Below are 20151 nucleotides of genomic sequence, written 5' to 3' on the forward strand. Positions count from 1 at the left end.
GCGGCAAAGTCTGCGTTAAGGAATCTTCAGAATGGCGAGTGATCGATGGGCCTGAGCTGGACCGAGGTGCGGTTCTTCTTTGATCGCGGCATCGGCTTGCTCCGGCGTGGCCTGACCAGCTTGCGCACCCGTGGCATCGAGGCCACCTGGCAACGCGTCGCCCGCCACTTCCACCGGGTCCCGGCGGCGCACCGGCCCGAGCTGTACTTGCCCGATCGCGCGCCATTCGCTCCCTTTTCCGTACCGCGGGCGATGCAACCCCGGGCCAGCATCGTCATCCCGGTCTACAACCAGTTCGCCCACACGCTGGCCTGCCTGCGCGCGATTGCCGCGCACCCGCCCGAGGTTGGCGTCGAGATCATCGTCGTCGACGACGGTTCGTCTGACGAGACCGAAAGCGCGCTGACCCGGGTTGCCGGCCTGACCTACCACCGCCGCAGCCAGAACGGCGGCTTCATCGCTGCCTGCAACGACGGCGCGGCGCTGGCCAGCGGCGACTACCTCGTGTTCCTCAACAACGACACGCTGCCGCAGCCGGGCTGGCTCGATACGCTGCTGGCGACGTTCGACCAGCACCCACGCACCGGCCTGGTCGGCGCGCAGCTGATCTACCCGGACGGGCGTCTGCAGGAAGCCGGCGGGCTGGTGTTCGCCGATGGCAATGCCCACAACCTGGGCCGATTCGAAAGCCCCAACGATCCGCGCTACTCGCACGTGCGCACCGCCGACTACTGCTCCGGCGCCGCAGTGGCGATCCCGCGAAGTTTGTTCGCCCGCATCGGCGCATTCGACTCACGCTATGCACCGGCGTACTTCGAGGACACCGACCTCGCCTTCGCCGTCCGCGATGCGGGCTGGCGCGTGCTGTACCAGCCCGCCTCGCAGGTCGTGCACCTGGAAGGCGTGACCGCCGGCACCAGCGTCCACCAGGGGGTCAAGGCCTATCAGGTGCGCAATCGCCACACCTTCGCCGAGAAGTGGCGCGAGGCGCTGTCGCGACAGTGGCCCGATGGAACGGCCGCCGACCGGGCTTCGGCATCGCCCGGCCAGCGTCGCGTCCTCATCATCGACAGCGCAACGCCCAGGCCCGATCGCGATTCGGCGTCGCTGCGCATGGTCAACCTGATGCACTTGCTGCTGGATGAGGGAGCGCACGTCACCTTCGTGCCCGCCGACCTCAACCATGCCGGCGCCGATACGCAGCGCCTGCAGCAGCTGGGCGTGCAGGTCTGGTACGCCCCATTCTTCGGCACGCCGACACGCTGGATACGCGATCACGGCCATCGCTTCGACACTGTCGTCGTATGCCGCCACTACGTGCTGCGCGAATGGTTGCCGCTGCTTCGCAAGTACGCGCCAAAGGCACGCCTGGTGTTCGACACCGTCGACCTGCACTACCTGCGCGAACGCCGCGGTGCCGAGCTGGCGTCCGACCCGGCGTTGATGCGAGCCTCCGAGCGCACGCGCACGCTGGAACTGGACATGATCGCGCGCAGCGACGCGATCCTGGTGGTGAGCGAAGTCGAGCGCACCCTGCTGGCACGCGATGCGCCGGCGGCGAAGGTCGACATCCTGTCCAACCTGCACCATGTCCACGGCCGCGGCCAGGACTTCGAACAGCGCCGTAACCTGGTGTTCGTTGGCGGCTTCCGCCACCCGCCGAACGTCGATGCAGTGCGCTGGTTCGTCACCGAGGTGTTTCCGCTGATTCGCGCGCAGGCGCCGCACATCGTCTTCCACTGCATTGGCAGCGACCCGACGGCCGACATTGCCGCGCTCGCGGACGAACCGGGCGTGCGCATCCATGGTCACGTTCCCGATCTGTCTCCTTACATGGACGGTGCGCGGATCGCCGTCGCACCGCTGCGCTACGGCGCCGGCGTCAAAGGCAAGGTCAACCTCAGCATGGCCCATGGCCAGCCGGTGGTGGCCACGGCCTGCGCCGTCGAGGGCATGCACCTGCGCGATGGCGAGGACGTGCTGGTCGCCGATGACGCCAACGGCTTCGCCTCGGCGGTGCTGCGGCTGTATCGCGACGAAGCGTTGTGGCAGCGGCTGGCCGGCAATGGCCTGGCCAATGTCGAACGGCATTTCTCGCTCGATGCCGCACGCGAGGTGGTGCGTCGGGTGTTGCTCGGCTCAGGCAACTGAGCGAGCCGACAGGTCCGCCGGTTGCCTGCCTAGTTGGCGGCCGAAGCGCGGCGCAGGCGGTCGGCGAACTCACCCAGGCCGCTGGCCTGCGGATCGAGTTCGCGCGCAGCCGATAGCGCGTCCTGCGCAGCGCGAAGTTCACCCGCGCCCAGCCGCTCGTCACCCACGGCGATCCAGCGCTGTGCCAGGCGCCGGCGCGAGTCGCGCAACGCCGGGCCATCGCCTTCCAGCACGGCGCGCGCATCGAGACACTCGCGTGCGCGGCTGAGCCGGTTGCCACGCAGTTCCGATTCGAAGCAGCGCTGCGCCGCGGGCAGCAGGCGGGTCATCGCCGAACGTACTTTCGGATCCTGCGGCGCCATCGACTGCGCCGCGCGCAGCTTGTCGAAGGCGCTGTCGCCGGGCGGGGTCAGCAGGTCGCCGCGCGATTCCGCCTGTGCCGCGTCGGCCAGCAACTGATCGAGCCGGCGCTGGCGTTCGGCCGTCGGCACGTGCTGGCCGTAGCGCTGCTGCGATTGCCGCGACTGCGCCAGGCGCTGTTCGGCGGCTGCCACGCCGGGCGCGTCGGCATCGACGCGACGCGCCTCGAGCAACTCCTTCTCGGCATCGCTGAAACGGAAATCGCCGGCGTAGCGCTGGCTGCGCCCGGCGTAGGCATTGGCCACCGCCGTGATGCCGCGCTGCGAGCGTTCGTCACCGGGGATGGCCACCAGCACGGCGCGGTAGCCTTCCAGTGCCTGCGCCAGGCGGCCGCGGCGCAGCTCGGCGTCGGCGCTGCCGCGGCGTTGTTCGGCCGCGCGGTTGAGTGCGGCAAGCGCATCGGGAAGATCGACATGGCCGGCGTCGGCGGCCTGCACGCGCTGCATCCGCGCCGAGGCTTCGGCCAGATCGCCGCGCGCCAGTGAAACCTGGGCCTGCTGCAGCAGGTCGGCCAGGGTGTCCTCGCGACCTTCCAGCGCCTGGGTGCGGTTGGGTTCCAGCGCCAGCACGCGCTGGTACAACGGCAACGCGGCGTTGTCGCCACCGTCGAGCAGGCCGGCCTTGCGCGCGGCGGCGGCCTGGGCAAGGAGCTTGTCGACGCCGGAGTCGCCGGCCTCGCGCTCGCGCACGCGCTGCTCGAGCGCATCGACGCGCGCACGCGGCACGGCCAGTTCACGCGCGAGCGCGATCTGGCGATGGGCTGATGGGTAATCGCGCTGTTCCAGCGCGCGCTCGGCCTGGATCAGGGCCTGCTGGCCGACTTTGGCCATGCCCTGCCGGGCCTCGCTGCGGTCGGGATCGAGTGCGAGCGCGGCCGCGTAGAGCTCCTTTGCGCCGCGTCCATCGGGCGATGTCAGCCGCCCTTGCTGCAGTGCCTGCGAAGCGTCAGCCTGCAGTTGCTGCGCGCGCGTGTCCGGCCACAGCCAGTTCGACAGCGGCTGGCGAAGCAGGAGCAGCAACAATGCCAGCGACACCACCGCCATGACGCCGATGCCCCAGCCGCGCCAGCGCATGCGCCTGGCGGTGCGATCGGCCCAACGGCCGGATGCTTGCCAGTCGTCGTGCCCGTCGTCGCGCCAGTTTTTCTCGGCGCCGCGCTCGTCGTCGCCCCACTTCCAGTCGCCCCAGCGCGCCGATTGCGGCTCGATGCGGTCGCCACGCCCTGCCGGGACGCTGTCCGCGCCGTCGACACTGGCATTTCCCGGTTCATGTGGCGTAGCTGATGTCACCGGCCAAGCATAGCCTCATGACGGTGACGGCACGCAGAAAGCCGACACCATTCGTTCAGCGACGCTGCGCGTGCTCCACGCCAGGCAGCGAGGCCAGCTTGCCCAGCAGGGTCGACAGCTGGCCGTAATCGCCCACGCGCAGCCGCAGCCGCAGGCGTACGCGCGCGCCATTGCGCTCGACGTCGCTGCGGATGCTCAGCACATGGGCGTTGCCCTGGGCGATCAGGTTGGTGACTTCCTTGAGCAGCCATTTGCGGTCCAGCGCGAGCACCTCGATGTCGACCTCGTAGCCACTGCCGGCACGGCCCCACTCCACCGGCAGCACGCGCTGCGGCTGCGATGCGGCCAGTCGCTGGAAGGCCACGCAGCCGGGCCGGTGCACGCTGACGCCACGGCCACGGGTGAGGTAGCCAACGATCGGCTCGCCCGGCAACGGCTGGCAGCACCGCGCCAGCTGCACCAGCAGGTTGCCGACGCCCTCGACGGTGAAGTCGGTACTTCTGCGCGGAACCTTTCGCGGCGGTGGCGGCGTGGTGAGCGTGCTGCCGGCCGTGGCCGTGCTCGCGACGGCAGCGGCGGCGGACGCGGCGCGCTCGTGCTCGAGCAGGGCGCGGCCGACCTGGTGCGGGCCGATGTCGCCCAGCGCCACCTGCACGTACACCTCGCCATCGCTGGCGAGATTGAACTTCTCCCGCGCCGGAGCGAGGTCGGCGCCGAGCAGTCCCAGCCGGCGCAGTTCCTTGTCGAGCAGGTCCTTGCCGGCGGTCTCGTTGCGGGCACGGTCGAGCTTGTGGAACCAGGCGCGGACCTTGTCGCGCGAACGGCTGCTGGCGAGGAAACCGTTGGCGGCGATCAGCCAGTCGCGGCGGGGTTCGCCCGTCTTGGCGGTCATGATCTCGACGCGATCGCCGGTGCGCAGTTTGTGGTCGAGCGGGACGATGCGACCGTCGACCTTGGCGCCGCGGCAACGGTGACCGACCTCGGTATGGACGTGATAGGCGAAATCCAGCGGCGTAGCGCCGGTTGGCAGGTCGATGACCTCACCCTTGGGCGTCAGCGCGTAGATGCGGTCCTCGACCAGTTCGGTATCGAACTCGCCCGACAGCGTGCCGTCCTCGCGCCCGCCCTCGGCCGAGCCTTCCAGCAGGCGGCGCATCCAGGCGATCTTGCGATCGAAGGCGGCGTCGGCGCTGTGGCTGCCGACTTCCTTGTACTTCCAGTGGGCGGCCACGCCGAGTTCGGCCTGGCGGTGCATCTCGTGCGTGCGGATCTGCACTTCCAGGGTCTTGCCTTCCGGCCCGACCACGGCGGTGTGGAGCGAGCGGTAGTCGTTGCGCTTGGGCCGGGCGATGTAGTCGTCGAACTCGCTGGGTATCGGCGCCCACGTGGCGTGGACCACGCCCAGTGCGGCGTAGCAGCCGGCCAGGTCGTCGACCAGCACGCGCACCGCGCGCAGGTCGTAGAGCTCGCCGATCGGCACGTTCTTGCGCTGCATCTTCTTCCAGATGCTGTAGATGTGCTTGGGCCGGCCGGCGATCTCGGCCACCACGCCCTGCGCCGCCATCGCCTCGCGCAGGGTGTGCTTGACCTGTTCGATGTAGCGCTCGCGATCGACGCGCTTTTCGTCGAGCAGGCGCGCGATCTGCTGGTAGGTCTGCGGCTCCAGGTAGCGGAAGGCCAGGTCCTCCAGCTCCCACTTGAGCTGCCAGATGCCCAGGCGATTGGCCAGCGGCGCATGGATGTCGCGGGTGAGCAACGCCAGCTCGCGGCGCTCGTCGTCGGGCAGCGGCTCGGCGTGGCGCATCCGCGCCAGCTGGCGCGCCAGCAGGATCGGCACCACGCGCAGGTCGCGGACGATCGCCAGCAACAGGCGACGCAGGCCTTCGTTGCCGGCCTGGCCGTGGCGCTCGGCGTGCAGCGCCCAGACCTGGGCGGCGGCGCGCTGGCCCTCGATCAGCGGCGCGACGGCCGGGAACTCGCGTTCGATCGGGCCCAATGCGGCCCGCCAGCCCGGATAGGCGTGCAGGATCGCGGCAGCGGCGGTGTCGCCGTCGGCGCCGAGCAGCACCAGCGCTTCGAGCATGCTCGCCACGACCGGTGGCGGATCGACGGCATCGATCAGCGCGCCGGGCGCGTTCGCGGCCTTCTCCATCGCCTGCCGCAACGGCGCGGCGATGCCGGCGGCAATCGGATGCGCCAGCACGGCGGCAAGCTGTGGAGACTCGGTGGCCATGGTGGGGGCGTGGCGTGGAACGGTCCGGGACGACGCGGTCTACACTAGCGGGCAACCGTCTGGAGGAACAGCGCATGCGTTCGACCCGCCCCTACCTGCCCGCGCTCCGCTTGCTCGCGCTGGCCGCCATGCTGCCGCTCGCCACCGCGGCATTCGCCCAGAAAATCGAACAGCAGATGACCCCAGAGCAGTTCAAGGCCGCCGGCCTGGATCGACTGAGCCCGGAACAGCTGTCCAACCTCAACGACTGGCTCGACGGCAAGGTCAAGGTCGAAACCGCCAAGGCGGCCGAGACCGCCAAGCACAGTGCCGCCGAAGAGGACCATCGCGGGCTTTTCTCGGCCGCCTCGCGCGAGCCGATCGGCGGCAAGATCACCAATTTCGCCGGCTTCGGCAAAGGCCGCAGCTATACACTCGACAACGGCCAGGTCTGGCAGCAGATCGACGACGTCACCATCTCCGGCGTCAAGAACACCAATCCGATCGTGATGATCACTCCCAGCCTGATTGGCTCTGCCTGGTACATGGCCATTGAAGGTTTCAACGCCCGCGCCAAGGTGCAGCGGGTGAAGTGAGGCGTCGCCAGACGCCACCCCCGCGTTCCCCGTAGCCGAGACCCGTTCCCATGCGTTTGTTGCTTGCCGGATTCTTCGTTGCCGCCACGGTGCTGTCGGCGTCGGCCGATGCTGCCCAGGAGTACGTCGCGCTGGAGCAGCGCCTCGACGCCGAACAGATGCACGCCACCGGCCTGGACACGCTCTCGTCCGCGCAACTGGCACTGCTCAACAACCTGCTCAGCCAGGACCAGGGCGCGGCGGTCGACGCCGCGGTGGCCGATCGCACGGCCCAGGCCGGCCTGCGCGAGAAGCGCCCGCCGGCCGAAGCGCTCAGCGCCAGCGTGCAGGGCGACGTGCGCGCCTGGTCGCGCGGCGACACCGTGCTGCTCGACAACGGCCAGCGCTGGCGCGTCATCGACGGCAACCTCTACCTGGGCAAGCCGGTCAGCAATCCGAAGGTCACCATCGCACCGGGTTTCCTCGGCGCCTGGTACATGGAGATGGAAGGCCAGGCGCCGCGCGTGAAGGTGCAGCGCGTCGACTGAGCGCGCCTTCTGGGCGCGCCGTCAGCGTCGTAGCTGCGCCAGCCGCTGCGCCAGCTTCTTCGGCGACACGCCACCGCGCGCGCCCAGCTCCTGGGCGAACAGCGACACCCGCAGTTCTTCCAGGTCCCAGCGCAGCGCCTGCCACTCGGGCGCATCGCCGACACCTTCGGCGACTGCATTGGCCAGGGCGTCGGCGAAGGGTTTGATCTCGAGCATGCGCGCCTGGTCGCGGACCGGGTCGCGCAGCGCACGCTCGCCGCGCAGCGCCAGCGCCTTGAGATAACGCGGGTACTCGCGCAGCGCCTGCGCCGGGACATTGCGCAGGAAGCCCGGCGGCGTCAACGCCGCCAGGTGCGCGCGCATGTCGTCGAGATTGCCGCTGGCCCAGCCCATCAACGGCGATTCCAGTTTTGCCCGCGCCTCGGCGACCGCGCCCAGGATGGCCTCGGCCTGGCGCAGTCGCTCCATCGCGTCGGCGAACAATTGCCTGGCGATCGCGTCGCGGCGCGCGGCAAATGCGGCAGCGTCGCGGACGTCGACCAGGCCACCGTCGGCGTCCTCGCCCGCCAGCGACGCGAATGCGCCGTCGACGAGATCCAGCCGCAAGCGGTCGCCTTCCTTCAATCCGTCGTTGCGCGGCGCCGCGGACTCGATCGCGGCATACAGCAGCCCGGTCTTGGGCGTCACCGGCAACTGCTTGCGCGCCTGCTTGAGCTTGTCGGCCAGCGCGATCGCCAGCAGCCTGCGCACGCCGCGCGGATGCTCGCGGCGGGCCACCTCGGCTTCGGCATGCACGCGCAGCGACACGCTGTCGACATCGTCGTGCAGGGCCGGCCAGGCCGGAACGCCGCCGGCGCCGGGCACCGACACCGGGATCGCCATTTCCGGGAACGTCACCAGCCCCTGCTTCGCCAGTCCGTCGGCAGCGCGCGCCGCGAAGGCCGCCGCCGCGCGCTCGCCGAAGCGGCGGCGCAGTTCCTCGAGGTCGCGCGATTCGGCCAGCACGTTACCGCCCTTGCCTCCCTTGCCATCGCCCTCGAGCAGGCTCAGGTTCATGCGCAGGTGCGGCTCCAGTGCCGTCTCGTCGAAGTCGAGCGCGGAAACCGCGACGCCACCCAGCCTGGAAAGGAAACGCGCCAGTTCGCCGGTGATGCTGTCGGCCGTCGGCTGCTGATGGGCCTCGTGGAAGGCGCGGGCAAAATCCGGCGCCGGCACGAAGTTGCGGCGAAGTGTCTTGGGCAGCGTCTTGATCAGTGCCGCCGCCTTGTCGGCGACGAAACCCGGCGCCAGCCATGACAGCCGCACCGGGTCGAGCGCGTTGAGCAGATGCAGCGGCACGGCGAGGGTCATGCCGTCGTCGCCGGCGCCCGGTTCGAACCGGTACTTCACCGCCAGCCGCGCGTTGCCCAACGCCAGGTACGGCGGGAAGCGCTGCGCATCGCTCTCGTCGACCACCATCAGGTCCGCCAGCGACCACTCCAGCGCCGCCTTCTCCGCCGCCGGCAGCTTGCCGTACCACGCATCGAGGGCGTGCGCGTTGTGCACCTGCGGCGGCAGCCGGTCGAGGTACCACTGCGCCATCCATTCGTCTTCGACCACCAGCCCGCTGCGGCGCTGCTTGGCCTCCTCATCGCGCGCCTTGGCCAGCGTCGCCAGGTTGCGCGGCAGGAAGGCGCAACGTGTGTTGATTTCGCCAGTGACCAGCGCATCGCGGGCGAAGATCGCGCGGCTCTCTTCCGGAAACAGCGCGCCGTAGTGCACAGGCCGCTTGGGAGCCAGCACCAGGCCGAACAGGCTGATCTGCTCGCTGCCGACCACGCGTCCCTGCGAGCGCGCCCAGCGCGGGTCGTGCTGGCGCCGCGCCAGCAGGTGCGGCAGCTCGGCGATGACCCAGTCCGGTTCGATCGCGGCATTGGTCAGCGACCACACCCGCTCGGTGTCGAGCAGCGTCGCCGACAGCACCCACGGCGGCGGCTTCTTCGCCAGGGGCGAGCCGGGGAACAACTGGAACTTGCGACCGCGCGGGCCGTCGTACTGGCCGCGCTCGCTGCGAAAGCCGATCTGCGTCGGCAGGCCGGCCAGCAGCGCGCGATGCAGGGTCGCGTAGGCGGCCTGGTCGAATTCGGCGTGGCGCGGCTCGCTCGCCCAGTCCAGTTCGTCGGCCATCAGCTTGAGCTGGCGGTGCAGCTCGCGCCATTCGCGCATGCGCAGGAAGCCGAGGAAGTGCTTCTCGCACCAGCCGCGCAGCTTGGACTGGGTGAGGTCTTCGTGCGCGGCCTGGTAGGCATCCCACAGCTTGAGGATGCCGACGAATTCCGACTTCGCATCGGCGAACTGGGCGTGGGCGTTGTCGGCCGCACCGCGCTGGTCGGACGGACGCTCCCGTGGGTCCTGGATGCCCAGGAAGGACGCGATCACCAGCATCTCGCGCAGCATGCCGTGCTGGTTGGCGGCCACCAGCATGCGCGCCAGTTTCACGTCGACCGGCAGGCGCGACATCAACTTGCCGGTGACGGTGAGCTGGCGCGCCTCGTCGACGGCGCCAAGTTCGCCGAGCTGTTGCCAGCCATCGGCGACCGCACGCGGATCGGGTGGTTCCAGGAACGGGAAGTCCTCGATGTTGCCCAGGCCCAGCGACAGCATCCGCAGGATCACGCCGGCCAATGCGGCGCGGCGGATTTCCGGATCGGTGTAGCGCGCCCGCGAGAGGAAATCGGCCTCCGAATACAACCGGTAGCAGGTGCCCTCGCTGATGCGGCCGCAACGGCCCTTGCGCTGGTCGGCGCTGGCCTGGCTGACCGGTTCGATATGCAGGCGGTCGAGCTTGCCGCGCGGGCTGTAGCGTTTGACACGGGCCAGGCCCGGATCGACCACGTAGCGGATGCGCGGCACCGTCAGCGAGGTTTCGGCGACGTTGGTGGCCAGCACGATGCGACGCTTGGGCCCGGGATTGAACACGCGGTCCTGGTCGCGCACCGACAAGCGCGCATACAGCGGCAGCACTTCGGTCTCGCGGTACTTGCGTCGTTCCAGCGCCTGGTGGGCGTCGCGGATCTCGCGCTCGCCGGACAGGAAGATCAGCACGTCGCCGCGCGGGTCCTCGCGGGTGATCTCGTCGCAGGCGGCGACGATGCCATCGTTGACGCTGCGATCGCCCTCGCCTCCTTCTTCGTCGCCTTCGCCCAGCGGGCGGTAGCGCACCGAGACCGGATAGCCACGACCTTCGACGTTGACCACCGGCGCATCACCGAAGTGCTGGGCGAAGCGCTCGGTGTCGATCGTCGCCGAAGTGACGATGACCTTCAGGTCCGGGCGTCGCTGCAGCAGCTGCTTGAGGTAGCCGAGCAGGAAATCGATGTTGAGGCTGCGTTCGTGCGCCTCGTCGATCAGGATGGTGTCGTAGCGCGACAGCCAGCGGTCGGACTGGATCTCGGCCAGCAGGATGCCGTCGGTCATGAACTTGACCGCGGTCTGCTCGCCGACATTCTCGGTGAATCGGACCTGGTAGCCGACCGCGCCGCCCAGCGGGGTCTGCAGCTCCTCCGCGACGCGGCGGGCCACGGCACGCGCGGCGATCCGGCGCGGCTGCGTGCAGCCGATCATGCCGGCGGCGCCGCGGCCGGCGGCCAGGCACAGCTTGGGCAGCTGGGTGGTCTTGCCCGAACCGGTCTCGCCGGCGATGACGATGACCTGGTGCTTGCGGATCAGCTCGACGATGCGCTCGGCTTCGGCCGCGATCGGCAGGCCCGGGTCGACCGGTGCCTGCGGCAGCGCCGCCGCCCGCGACTGGCGCTGCACGACCGACGCACTCAGGGCCTGGGCGAAGGCCTCGCGTGCGCGCTCGTCCGCCGGCTTGCCGCTCCAGCGCGACCACAGTCCATGCAGCCGCCCACGGTCACGGCTCAGCGCGCCATCGATGGCGCGCCGGGCCTGGCGTAACGCGTTACTGACATCGGGCTGCTTAGACTGCGCCGGGTCCATTGATTTCATCGATCGAAGTACAAGCCAAAAACCATTTCATTTCGCGGTCGGCACGGCTTATTGTCGCCCGCAATGCTCAGCTAAGGGAGAAAAACAGTGGCCAAACAGAAAACCGCCAAGTCCAAGACCCCGCCAGCACCCGCGCCCAGCCACCCGGGCATTGATATCGGGATCAGCGGCGCCGACCGCAAGAAGATCGCCGAGGGCCTGTCGCGGTTCCTTTCGGACAGCTTCACGCTCTACCTGAAGACCCACAACTTCCACTGGAACGTCACCGGGCCAATGTTCAACAGCCTGCATGTGATGTTCGAAGGCCAGTACACCGAGCAGTGGACGGCGCTGGACGAGACCGCCGAGCGCATGCGCGCGCTCGGCTACAACGCCCCCGGCTCGTACGCCGAGTTCATCCGCCTGAGCTCGATTCCGGAAGAGCCCGGCCTGACCGAGGCGCCCGACTGGCGCGAGATGGTCCGCCAGCTCACCGTCGGCAACGAGGCCGTGGCCCGGACCGCGCGCAAGGTGCTCAAGCTGGCCGATGACGGCGGCGACGACCCGACCGTCGACCTGATGACCCGGCGCCTGCAGACCCACGAGAAGAACGCCTGGATGCTGCGCTCGCTGCTCGAGTGACAGCCATGACCCCTCTCCCGCGTGCGGGAGAGGGGTTGGGGTGAGGGCCGGTTGCTGTTTTTCCGACAGGCGACCCTGCCGCGCCCGCTAAACTAGGCGCATGTCCGACCCCGCACTCGATCTGCTCCGCCGCACCTTCGGCCACCCTGCTTTCCGCGGCGAACAGGCGCAGATCGTCGAACACGTCACCGGCGGCGGCGACGCCCTGGTGCTGATGCCCACCGGCGGCGGCAAGTCCCTGTGCTACCAGCTGCCGGCACTGCTGCGCGATGGCTGCGGCCTGGTGGTCTCGCCGCTGATCGCGCTGATGCAGGACCAGGTCGAGGCCCTGCGCCAGCTCGGCGTGCGCGCGGCCTACCTCAATTCCACCCTGGATGCGTCCACGGCCGCGGACGTCGAACGCCAGCTGCTCGCCGGCGAGCTCGACCTGCTCTACGTCGCGCCCGAGCGCCTGCTCACCGGCCGCTTCCTGTCGCTGCTCGAGCGGGCCCGCATCGGCCTGTTCGCCATCGACGAGGCCCACTGCGTCTCGCAATGGGGCCACGACTTCCGCCCGGAATACCGCCAGCTGACGGTGCTGCACGAGCGCTGGCCCGATATCCCGCGCATCGCCCTGACCGCAACCGCCGACGCCCCGACCCGGCGCGAGATCGCTGAGCGGCTGGCGCTGGAGGACGCGCGCGAGTTCGTCAGCTCCTTCGACCGCCCCAACCTTCGCTACCGCGTGGTCCACAAGGACGGCGCCGGCGTGCGCCAGCTGCTGGACTTCCTGGCGGGCCATCGCGACGAGAGCGGCATCGTCTACGCCTTCTCGCGCAAGCGCGTGGAGAGCGTGGCCGAGCAGCTGCAGGCCGCCGGCATCAAGGCCCTGCCCTACCACGCCGGCATGGACGCAAAGCTCCGCTCAGGCAACCAGCGCCGCTTCCTGCAGGAGGACGGCGTGGTGATGGTGGCGACGATCGCCTTCGGCATGGGCATCGACAAGCCCGACGTGCGCTTCGTCGCCCACGTCGACCTGCCCAAGTCGATCGAGGGCTACTACCAGGAAACCGGCCGCGCCGGCCGCGATGGCGCACCGGCCGAACTGTGGCTCAGCTATGGCCTGGGCGACATGGTCAACCTGCGCCAGATGATCCAGCAGGGCGAAGCGGGCGAGGAGCGCAAGCGCCTGGAGCTGGGCAAGCTCGACGCACTGCTGGGCTATTGCGAATCGACCCAGTGCCGGCGCCAGGCGCTGCTGGGCTGGTTCGGCGAACCGCACCCGGGCGCCTGTGGCAACTGCGACAACTGTCTGGAGCCGCCGAGCAGCTGGGACGGCACCCAGGCCGCGCGCAAGGCGCTGTCGTGCGTGTACCGCACCGGCCAGCGCTTCGGCGCCGGCCACGTCATCGACGTGCTGCGCGGCGCCGACACCGAAAAAGTGCGGCAATGGGGCCATGAAACACTGAGCACCTTCGCCATCGGCAACGACCTCGACGAGCGGCAATGGCGCGGCGTGTTCCGCCAGCTGGTCGCCAACGGCCTGCTCGAAGCCGATGTCGAACATCACGGCGCACTGCGCCTGACCGCGGCCAGCGGCCCGGTGCTGCGCGGCGAGCGCGAACTGCGCTTCCGTCACGAAGCCCCCAAGCCCGCACGCGGCCGCAAGGCGCGTGGCGCGACCACGGTGCAGATGATCGAGCTGGACGTCGACTCGCAGTTGCGTTTCGATGCGCTGCGGCAATGGCGCGCCACCACCGCGCGCGAACAGAACGTGCCGGCCTACGTGATCTTCCACGACAGCACGCTGCGCGCAATCGCGGAAGCCGCACCCGACGACCTCGACGAACTGGGGCGCATCCCCGGCATCGGCAGCAGCAAGCTGGACCGCTATGGCGAGGCGGTTCTGCAGCACCTGTTCGACAGCGCGCCGTGATGCCCCGCACGGATTGACGGGACGTTTGTGCCGCGGCGACACCGGGCACACACTGGCGCCGCTATACCTCCCTTCTGCCCCTCAGCGGAGGCACCATGGCCAATCCCATCGACGGCGGTTGCCTGTGCGGCGCGGTGCGTTACCGCGCCACCGGCGAACCGCGGGCGCGCAGCCTTTGCCATTGCCGCAGTTGCCGCAAGGCAAGCGGTGCGCCCACGGTGGCGTGGGTGGTCCTGCGCACGCGCGATTTCAGCTTCACCCGGGGCCAGCCGGTGGCGTTCGAGTCGTCGCCTGGAATCGAACGCACCTTCTGCGGCCAGTGCGGGACGCCGCTGACCTACCAGCGCAGGAATGACAGCAGCACCATCGACGTCACCACGGCGACGCTCGAGGCACCCGACGACTACGCGCCGACCAAGGAGATCTGGATCGAGCACAAGATCGCCTGGGAGACGCTGAGCCCCGAAACGAAGCATTACCCGCGCAGCAGCGTGGGCGCCTGACCGAACGCTTGAGGACGACCCGATGCCCGACGTCACGGAACACTCGATCCACGAAGGTGGCTGCCTGTGCGGTGCGGTCCGCTACCGGGCGACGGCCGAGCCGCTGCGCGGCGTGATCTGCCACTGCGACATCTGCCGCCGCCATTCCGGCGCGCCGGCGCTGGCGTTCGTCCACTTTCCCGCAGCATCGTTCGCCTGGACTGGCAGGCAGCCGGACTGGTTCCGTTCGTCGCAGTTTGCAGAACGCGCGTTCTGCGCCACCTGCGGCAGCACGCTGGGAATGCGCGAGGACGTGCTCGGCGATCGCGTGCAGGTGGCGGTTGGCAGCCTGGACGCGCCGGCGCGGGTGCGTATCGACGACCATGTATGGACACAATCGCGACTGCCCTGGTTCGACACGCGCGACGAGCTGCCGCGATTCGCCGCCAGCAGCGACGCGGTGCCAAGCCTGGCGCAGGGCCCCGAGGAGCCCGACCGCCCCTGACAGGCTCTGCGGAAGACGTTCGAAGACATCGAACGAGTTGGCCGGGAAGGTGGTACGGAAAGCGCCGCGGTCGCGACCAGTATGGCCCTGCAGCAATCGGCTGCTCCCGAAGGAATCACCATGAACCGCTTCACCGGCAAATCTGTTCTCGTTACCGGCGGCACCAGTGGCATCGGCTTGGCCGCAGCCAGGGCGTTCGTCGCCGAGGGCGCCCATGTCTTCATCACCGGCCGCGATGCAGCCACGCTGGAACAGGCATCGGCAACGCTGGGTTCGGCTGCCACCGCGCTGCGCATCGACTCGGGCAACATCGCCGACGCCCGCACGCTGGCCACCGCCATCGCCGACAGCGGCCGTCGCCTCGACGCCGTGTTCGTCAACGCCGGCGCGGCCAAGTTCGCCGCCTTCAAGGACGTCGACGAAACGCTGTGGGACCAGATCTTCGACACCAACGTCAAGGGCGCCTACTTCCAGGTCCAGTCGCTGCTGCCGCTGCTGAACCCGGGTGCGTCGATCGTCATCAACGGCTCCATCAATGCCCGCATCGGCATGCCGCAGACCTCGGTGTACGCCGCGAGCAAGGCCGCGCTGATTTCGCTGGCCAAGACACTCTCGGCCGAACTGCTGCCCGTCGGCGTTCGCGTCAACGTCGTCAGCCCGGGCCCGGTGTCGACGCCGATCTACGGCAAGCTGGGCCTGGACGCGGCAACGCTGGAGACCACCGCCGCGCAGATCCAGGAACAGATCCCGCTGGGACGCTTCGGCACTCCCGACGAGATCGCCTCCACCGTGTTGCACCTGGCGTCGCCGGAATCGGCCTTCATCGTTGGCACCGAGATCATCGCCGACGGCGGCATGAGCCAACTTTGAGGGAACAGTCCATCCCTGCAGTTGTCACGTTCCCCGGCAAGGCGTCGCAGTAACCTTTCCCGACCCGAGTCCCTCACTTCAGGTGTACCGCAATGGAACCCCGTCTCGACTTCTACAAGGCCTCTCCCAATGCCGCCAAGGCGATGATTGCCCTGGAGGGCGCCGTCGGCAAACTGGGCATCGATCCCGGCCTGCTCGACCTGATCAAGCTGCGCGCTTCGCAGATCAACGGCTGCGCCTTCTGCGTCGACATGCACAGCAGCGACGCACGCAAGCGCGGTGAAACCGAACGTCGCCTCTACTCAGTCTCGGTGTGGCGCGAAGCCCCGTTCTTCACCGACCGCGAGCGTGCCGCGCTGGCCTGGACTGAAGCGCTCACGCTGATCTCGCACACGCACGCCCCCGATGCCGACTACGAATGGCTGTGCCAGCAGTTCGACGAGCGCGAGCGGGTCGACCTGACGGTGGCGATCAACGCCATCAACGGCTGGAACCGCCTGGCGATCGGCTTCCGGTCCGTCCCCCCGGCCTGAGCCGCCGGCAGGGCCGCCACCGCGGTCGCCCTGCTTCACGACCGGATGTCGATTCCTCCCGCCCTGCTTCGTCATCGAAGCAGGTCCCGGGAGATTCCAACCGATGAACAGCCCTGCCTCCACCCGTTCCATCGACCGCAACTGGCCCCTCGTGGCTGCTGGCGCACTGATGGGCTGTGTCGCGATCGGCACGATCTTTTCGCTGGCGGTGCTGCTCACGCCGATGGGCACTGCCACGGGCTGGTCGCGGGCCGGCCTGTCGAGCGCCATGACCCTGGCCTTCATCAGCAGCGGCTTCGCCGGTTTTGGCTGGGGCATGCTGAGCGATCGCTACGGGCCACGCATCGTCGTGCTGGCCGGTTCGCTGCTGCTGGGCCTGTCGTGCGTGCTGGCCAGCCGCGCCGCCAGCCTGCTGCAGTTCCAGCTCGCCTACGGCGTGCTGCTGGGCGTGGCCGCCGCGAGCTTCTTCGCGCCGGTGATCGCGACCACGGCAGCGGCGTTCGAGCGCCGCCGCAACCTGGCGATATCGCTGGTCTCCGCCGGCGTCGGTGTCGCCCCGATGACGATGTCGCCGCTGGTGGCGTGGCTGATCAGCCACTACGACTGGCGCACCACGCTGCTCATCGTCGGGCTGCTGGCCTGGGCGCTGACGTTGCCGGCGGTGTGGTTCGTGCGTCCCGTTACGATTGCCAGCCACGATGAAGTCGTCGCCCCGACTCAGCAGATGACCGCGCAACAGGCATTGCGATCGAAGGCTTTCATCGTCCTCGGGCTCGCCTTCTTCGCCTGCTGCGCGGCGCACTCCGGGCCGATCTTCCACACCGTCAGCTACGCCGTCGGCTGTGGCCTCAGCGTTACCGCTGCGGTGACCATCTACAGCATGGAAGGCGCGGCAGGGCTCGGCGGTCGACTGCTGTTCGGCGTCCTCGCCGACAAGGTCGGCGCCAAGCCGGTGCTGGTCGCCGGGTTGCTGATCCAGGCCGTGGCGGCGGTCAGCTACCTGCAGGTGAACCAGCTCGACGGCTTCTATGCCGTCGCAATTGTGTTCGGCATGGCTTACGGCGGCACGATGCCCTTGTATGCCTCTCTCGCGCGCGACGCATTCAGCCCCGCCATCCTCGGCACCGTCCTGGGCGCGGCCAGCCTGCTGTCCGGCTTCGGCATGGCGATCGGCCCGCTGCTGGGCGGCTGGCTGTACGACCGCTTCGGTAGCTACACATGGCTGTACGTCGGCTCGATGGCCGTGGGCCTGGCCGCCGCGGCGATCGCGATGCTGTTCCCGACCGCGCGCGGGCAGCGCGACCGGGACGGATTGAGGCCGGTTTTGCAGGAGTGAGGGCGCGGATGGCAGGGGTGCGCGTTCCGGGGGAGTTGACATGATGGTGTATATGCACCATAGTAGGCCCCATGAAGACCAAAGCCCCCCATCGCACTGATCCCGTGGCCGCCGGACTGGTCGAGGAAGTCACACGCGCTTGCCTGATGACCCGGACCCGTCGCATCTCGCGCGTGATCACCAGCCTGTTCGACCAGGAATTACGGCCGTTCGGCGTGAGCGCCTCGCAGTTCTCGCTGCTGGTGCTGATTGCCGGCAAGGGCGGCGCCAGCCGCGCCGAGCTGGGTCGCGCCAACCATCAGGAACGCTCGACCTCCACCCGCAACCTGCAGCTGGTGCTGGACCAGGGATGGGCCGAGGAAATCGTGCCCGACAAAGGCCGCAGCCGGCCGATCCTGATTTCGCAGGCCGGTCGCGATCTGCTGGCTGCGGCGATGCCTGCCTGGCGCTCGGCCCAGGCCAAAGCCCGGCGCATCCTTGGCGATGACGGCGCGACCGCCATCGTCGATCTCGCGGCAAACCTGCCGGTCGAGTCGGGCTGAGTCCGGCTGCCAAGGTTTTTTATTGTTGTATATACACCGACACTGAGCACTCCCTCCCCCACTGGACCCTCCCCGAACCCCACGACCATGAACACTTCCAACGAAAACCCGATCCTCGTCACCGGAGCCGCCGGAGACATCGGCGCCATCGGCCGCACCGTCACCGCAGACCTGCTCGCCCGGGGCCACAAGGTGCGCGCCCTCGTCCGGCGCGAGGACGAGCGGGCCCAGGCCCTGCGCGCGCTCGGCGCCGAGGTGGTGCTGGGCGACCTGACCGACCTCGACTCGATGCACCGCGCCATCGAAGGCGTCTCGCGGCTCTACTTCGGCATGTCCATCTCGCCGGCCTATCTGGAAGCAACGGTGAACGTCGCCGCCGTCGCGCGCCACCACGGCGTCCAGGCATTCGTGAACATGTCGCAGATGACAGTCACGCAGATGAGCGCCACGCAGACCACCGACAGCCCGCAGCACAAGCTGCACTGGCTGGCCGAACAGGCGCTGGCATGGTCAGGGCTGCCGGTCGTTACCGTGCGCCCCACCGTCTTCCTCGAAGGCTTCTTCCTGCGCCTTGCCGCAAACGGCGTGCGCGAACGCGACGAACTGGCGCTGCCGCTGGGCAACAGCCGCACCTCGCCGATCTCGTCGCTCGACGTGGCGCGCGCGGTAGCGGCGATCCTCGACGATCCCACCCCGCACATCGGTCAGGTCTACAACCTCACCGGTCACGAATCCACCGATGTCGAGCACTACGCACGCGCATTCTCGGAGGCGCTGGGCCGCACCATCGCCTACCGCGATGTGCCACTCGATGCCTGGACCGACGCACTGGCGAAGGCCGGCGTCCCGCAACACGTCCTCAGCCACCTCGCGACGATGGCCACCCTGCACAAGCAAGGCAGCTATGACCGCATGACCGACGATCTGCTCAAGCTCACCGGCGAGCGGCCCACCAGCATGGTCGAGTTCGTGAAGCTTCATTCCAGCGAGTTCGCGCGGGCACAAGCCGCGTAACCGACCCGTCAGCACCTTCCAGGCAACCCCCACCATGACCATCATCAAAGCCGCCGCCGTACAGATCAGCCCCGTGCTGTACAGCCGCGAAGCCACCGTCGACAAAGTCGTGCGCAAGATCCGCGAGCTGGGCCTCAAGGGCGTCCAGTTCGCCACTTTCCCCGAGACCGTCATGCCCTATTACCCCTACTTCTCGGCCGTGCAAACGCCGATACAGATACTGGGCGGAACGGAGTTCCTCAAGCTCCTCGACCAGGCAGTGACGGTGCCCTCCGCCGCGACCGACGCGATCGGCGATGCCGCCCGCGAAGCCGGCATGGTCGTGTCGATCGGCGTCAACGAACGCGACGGCGGCACGCTCTACAACACGCAACTTCTGTTCGACGCCGACGGCACGCTGATCCAGCGCCGGCGCAAGATCTCGCCCACCCATTTCGAGAAGATGGTCTGGGGCCAGGGCGACGGATCGGGTCTGCGCGCCGTCGACAGCGCCGTCGGCCGGATCGGGCAGCTGGCCTGCTACGAGCACAACAACCCGCTGGCGCGCTACGCGATGATGGCCGACGGCGAACAGATCCATTCGTCGATGTACCCGGGATCGGCCTTCGGCGAACCGTTCGCGCAGCGGATGGAGATCAACATCCGCCAGCACGCCATGGAGTCCGGGGCATTCGTGGTCAACGCAACCGCCTGGCTGGATGCGGACCAGCAGGCGCAGATCATGAAGGACACCGGCTGCGACATCGGCCCGATATCGGGCGGCAGCTTCACGGCCATCGTCGCCCCCGACGGCATGCTGATTGGCGAACCGTTGCGCTCCGGCGAGGGTGAAGTCATCGCCGACCTCGACTTCAGCCTGATCGACAAGCGCAAGATGCTGATGGACGCTGCCGGGCACTACAACCGGCCGGAGCTGCTGAGCCTGGTAATCGATCGCACGCCGGCTGCGAATGTGCACGAGCGGGTGAGGCAACCGGGGGCGCTGGCGAGCTGATACCACCAAAAGCATCGGTAATCGGGCGGACCAGGCTTGGTCGAGCTCTCCCTAGAATCTAAAGCCCCGGCTTTGGCAGGAGAGATGAGATGACCTACTACACCGGTTTGGATGTCTCGCTGCGCTCCGTGTCGATTTGCATCATCGACGACAA

At 68.8% G+C, this 20151-nt stretch carries 16 protein-coding genes; 13 read left to right on the forward strand and 3 right to left on the reverse strand.

Going from position 1 to position 20151, the window contains the following annotated elements; translation table 11 throughout:
• Positions 1 to 45: 45 nt before the first annotated feature.
• Positions 46 to 2151, forward strand: coding sequence for a glycosyltransferase (locus AB4Y64_RS16910; RefSeq protein ID WP_441817632.1), 2106 nt, complete (start codon positions 46 to 48; stop codon positions 2149 to 2151).
• 29 nt (positions 2152 to 2180) lie between these two features.
• Here the strand turns inward: AB4Y64_RS16910 and AB4Y64_RS16915 are convergent, their stop codons facing one another.
• Together AB4Y64_RS16915 and AB4Y64_RS16920 are read right to left on the reverse strand one after the other, a co-directional pair.
• Complete coding sequence (locus tag AB4Y64_RS16915; RefSeq protein ID WP_441817633.1) at positions 2181 to 3860, reverse strand: hypothetical protein; 1680 nt, start codon at positions 3858 to 3860, stop codon at positions 2181 to 2183.
• Positions 3861 to 3915: 55 nt separating this feature from the next.
• The gene (locus tag AB4Y64_RS16920; RefSeq protein ID WP_441817634.1) at positions 3916 to 6093 is read right to left on the reverse strand and encodes a RelA/SpoT family protein; all 2178 of its coding nucleotides are present in this window, start codon (positions 6091 to 6093) and stop codon (positions 3916 to 3918) included.
• Between the two features lie 74 nt (positions 6094 to 6167).
• On the opposite strand from AB4Y64_RS16920, the gene AB4Y64_RS16925 reads away from it, so the two are divergent.
• Positions 6168 to 6668, forward strand: coding sequence for a hypothetical protein (locus AB4Y64_RS16925; protein WP_441817635.1), 501 nt, complete (start codon positions 6168 to 6170; stop codon positions 6666 to 6668).
• A 50-nt stretch (positions 6669 to 6718) separates the two neighbouring features.
• The gene (locus tag AB4Y64_RS16930; RefSeq protein WP_441817636.1) at positions 6719 to 7195 is read left to right on the forward strand and encodes a hypothetical protein; all 477 of its coding nucleotides are present in this window, start codon (positions 6719 to 6721) and stop codon (positions 7193 to 7195) included.
• Positions 7196 to 7216: 21 nt separating this feature from the next.
• On the opposite strand, the gene hrpA is transcribed toward AB4Y64_RS16930, so the two are convergent.
• On the reverse strand, positions 7217 to 11176 hold the full coding sequence (hrpA, locus tag AB4Y64_RS16935) for an ATP-dependent RNA helicase HrpA (protein WP_441817651.1): 3960 nt from the start codon (positions 11174 to 11176) through the stop codon (positions 7217 to 7219).
• 96 nt (positions 11177 to 11272) lie between these two features.
• Here hrpA and AB4Y64_RS16940 point away from each other — a divergent pair, with 96 nt between their 5' ends.
• From AB4Y64_RS16940 to AB4Y64_RS16985, 10 genes are all read left to right on the forward strand, one after another.
• Entirely contained in the window at positions 11273 to 11806 is a 534-nt protein-coding gene (locus AB4Y64_RS16940; RefSeq protein WP_441817637.1) for a Dps family protein, read from the forward strand.
• Positions 11807 to 11906: 100 nt separating this feature from the next.
• Positions 11907 to 13721, forward strand: coding sequence for a DNA helicase RecQ (gene recQ, locus AB4Y64_RS16945; RefSeq protein WP_441817638.1), 1815 nt, complete (start codon positions 11907 to 11909; stop codon positions 13719 to 13721).
• Between the two features lie 95 nt (positions 13722 to 13816).
• On the forward strand, positions 13817 to 14224 hold the full coding sequence (locus AB4Y64_RS16950) for a GFA family protein (protein WP_441817639.1): 408 nt from the start codon (positions 13817 to 13819) through the stop codon (positions 14222 to 14224).
• 22 nt (positions 14225 to 14246) lie between these two features.
• Positions 14247 to 14708, forward strand: coding sequence for a GFA family protein (locus AB4Y64_RS16955; protein WP_441817640.1), 462 nt, complete (start codon positions 14247 to 14249; stop codon positions 14706 to 14708).
• A 120-nt stretch (positions 14709 to 14828) separates the two neighbouring features.
• Complete coding sequence (locus tag AB4Y64_RS16960; protein WP_441817641.1) at positions 14829 to 15578, forward strand: SDR family oxidoreductase; 750 nt, start codon at positions 14829 to 14831, stop codon at positions 15576 to 15578.
• 92 nt (positions 15579 to 15670) lie between these two features.
• Positions 15671 to 16111 carry a carboxymuconolactone decarboxylase family protein gene (locus AB4Y64_RS16965; protein ID WP_441817642.1) on the forward strand — a complete coding sequence of 147 codons (441 nt, stop codon included), beginning with the start codon at positions 15671 to 15673 and terminating at the stop codon, positions 16109 to 16111.
• A 103-nt stretch (positions 16112 to 16214) separates the two neighbouring features.
• The gene (locus AB4Y64_RS16970; protein WP_441817643.1) at positions 16215 to 17447 is read left to right on the forward strand and encodes an MFS transporter; all 1233 of its coding nucleotides are present in this window, start codon (positions 16215 to 16217) and stop codon (positions 17445 to 17447) included.
• Between the two features lie 71 nt (positions 17448 to 17518).
• Positions 17519 to 17989: a MarR family winged helix-turn-helix transcriptional regulator gene (locus AB4Y64_RS16975; RefSeq protein WP_441817644.1), complete on the forward strand. Its 471-nt coding sequence runs from the start codon at positions 17519 to 17521 to the stop codon at positions 17987 to 17989.
• 87 nt (positions 17990 to 18076) lie between these two features.
• Entirely contained in the window at positions 18077 to 19003 is a 927-nt protein-coding gene (locus tag AB4Y64_RS16980; RefSeq protein WP_441817645.1) for an NmrA family NAD(P)-binding protein, read from the forward strand.
• A 34-nt stretch (positions 19004 to 19037) separates the two neighbouring features.
• The gene (locus AB4Y64_RS16985; RefSeq protein ID WP_441817646.1) at positions 19038 to 19997 is read left to right on the forward strand and encodes a carbon-nitrogen hydrolase family protein; all 960 of its coding nucleotides are present in this window, start codon (positions 19038 to 19040) and stop codon (positions 19995 to 19997) included.
• Positions 19998 to 20151: the final 154 nt, after the last annotated feature.

The sequence above is a fragment of the Lysobacter sp. TAF61 genome (genome assembly GCF_052113485.1).
Taxonomy (GTDB): domain Bacteria; phylum Pseudomonadota; class Gammaproteobacteria; order Xanthomonadales; family Xanthomonadaceae; genus Lysobacter_J.

What these genes read in the sequence shown, in the direction of transcription:
- AB4Y64_RS16910 (WP_441817632.1), top strand. Translation starts at nt 46, where the DNA reads ATGGGCCTGAGCTGGACCGAGGTGCGGTTCTTCTTTGATCGCGGCATC.
- AB4Y64_RS16920 (WP_441817634.1), bottom strand. Translation starts at nt 6,093, where the DNA reads ATGGCCACCGAGTCTCCACAGCTTGCCGCCGTGCTGGCGCATCCGATT.
- AB4Y64_RS16925 (WP_441817635.1), top strand. Translation starts at nt 6,168, where the DNA reads ATGCGTTCGACCCGCCCCTACCTGCCCGCGCTCCGCTTGCTCGCGCTG.
- AB4Y64_RS16930 (WP_441817636.1), top strand. Translation starts at nt 6,719, where the DNA reads ATGCGTTTGTTGCTTGCCGGATTCTTCGTTGCCGCCACGGTGCTGTCG.
- hrpA (WP_441817651.1), bottom strand. Translation starts at nt 11,176, where the DNA reads ATGGACCCGGCGCAGTCTAAGCAGCCCGATGTCAGTAACGCGTTACGC.
- recQ (WP_441817638.1), top strand. Translation starts at nt 11,907, where the DNA reads ATGTCCGACCCCGCACTCGATCTGCTCCGCCGCACCTTCGGCCACCCT.
- AB4Y64_RS16950 (WP_441817639.1), top strand. Translation starts at nt 13,817, where the DNA reads ATGGCCAATCCCATCGACGGCGGTTGCCTGTGCGGCGCGGTGCGTTAC.
- AB4Y64_RS16955 (WP_441817640.1), top strand. Translation starts at nt 14,247, where the DNA reads ATGCCCGACGTCACGGAACACTCGATCCACGAAGGTGGCTGCCTGTGC.
- AB4Y64_RS16960 (WP_441817641.1), top strand. Translation starts at nt 14,829, where the DNA reads ATGAACCGCTTCACCGGCAAATCTGTTCTCGTTACCGGCGGCACCAGT.
- AB4Y64_RS16965 (WP_441817642.1), top strand. Translation starts at nt 15,671, where the DNA reads ATGGAACCCCGTCTCGACTTCTACAAGGCCTCTCCCAATGCCGCCAAG.
- AB4Y64_RS16970 (WP_441817643.1), top strand. Translation starts at nt 16,215, where the DNA reads ATGAACAGCCCTGCCTCCACCCGTTCCATCGACCGCAACTGGCCCCTC.
- AB4Y64_RS16975 (WP_441817644.1), top strand. Translation starts at nt 17,519, where the DNA reads ATGAAGACCAAAGCCCCCCATCGCACTGATCCCGTGGCCGCCGGACTG.
- AB4Y64_RS16980 (WP_441817645.1), top strand. Translation starts at nt 18,077, where the DNA reads ATGAACACTTCCAACGAAAACCCGATCCTCGTCACCGGAGCCGCCGGA.
- AB4Y64_RS16985 (WP_441817646.1), top strand. Translation starts at nt 19,038, where the DNA reads ATGACCATCATCAAAGCCGCCGCCGTACAGATCAGCCCCGTGCTGTAC.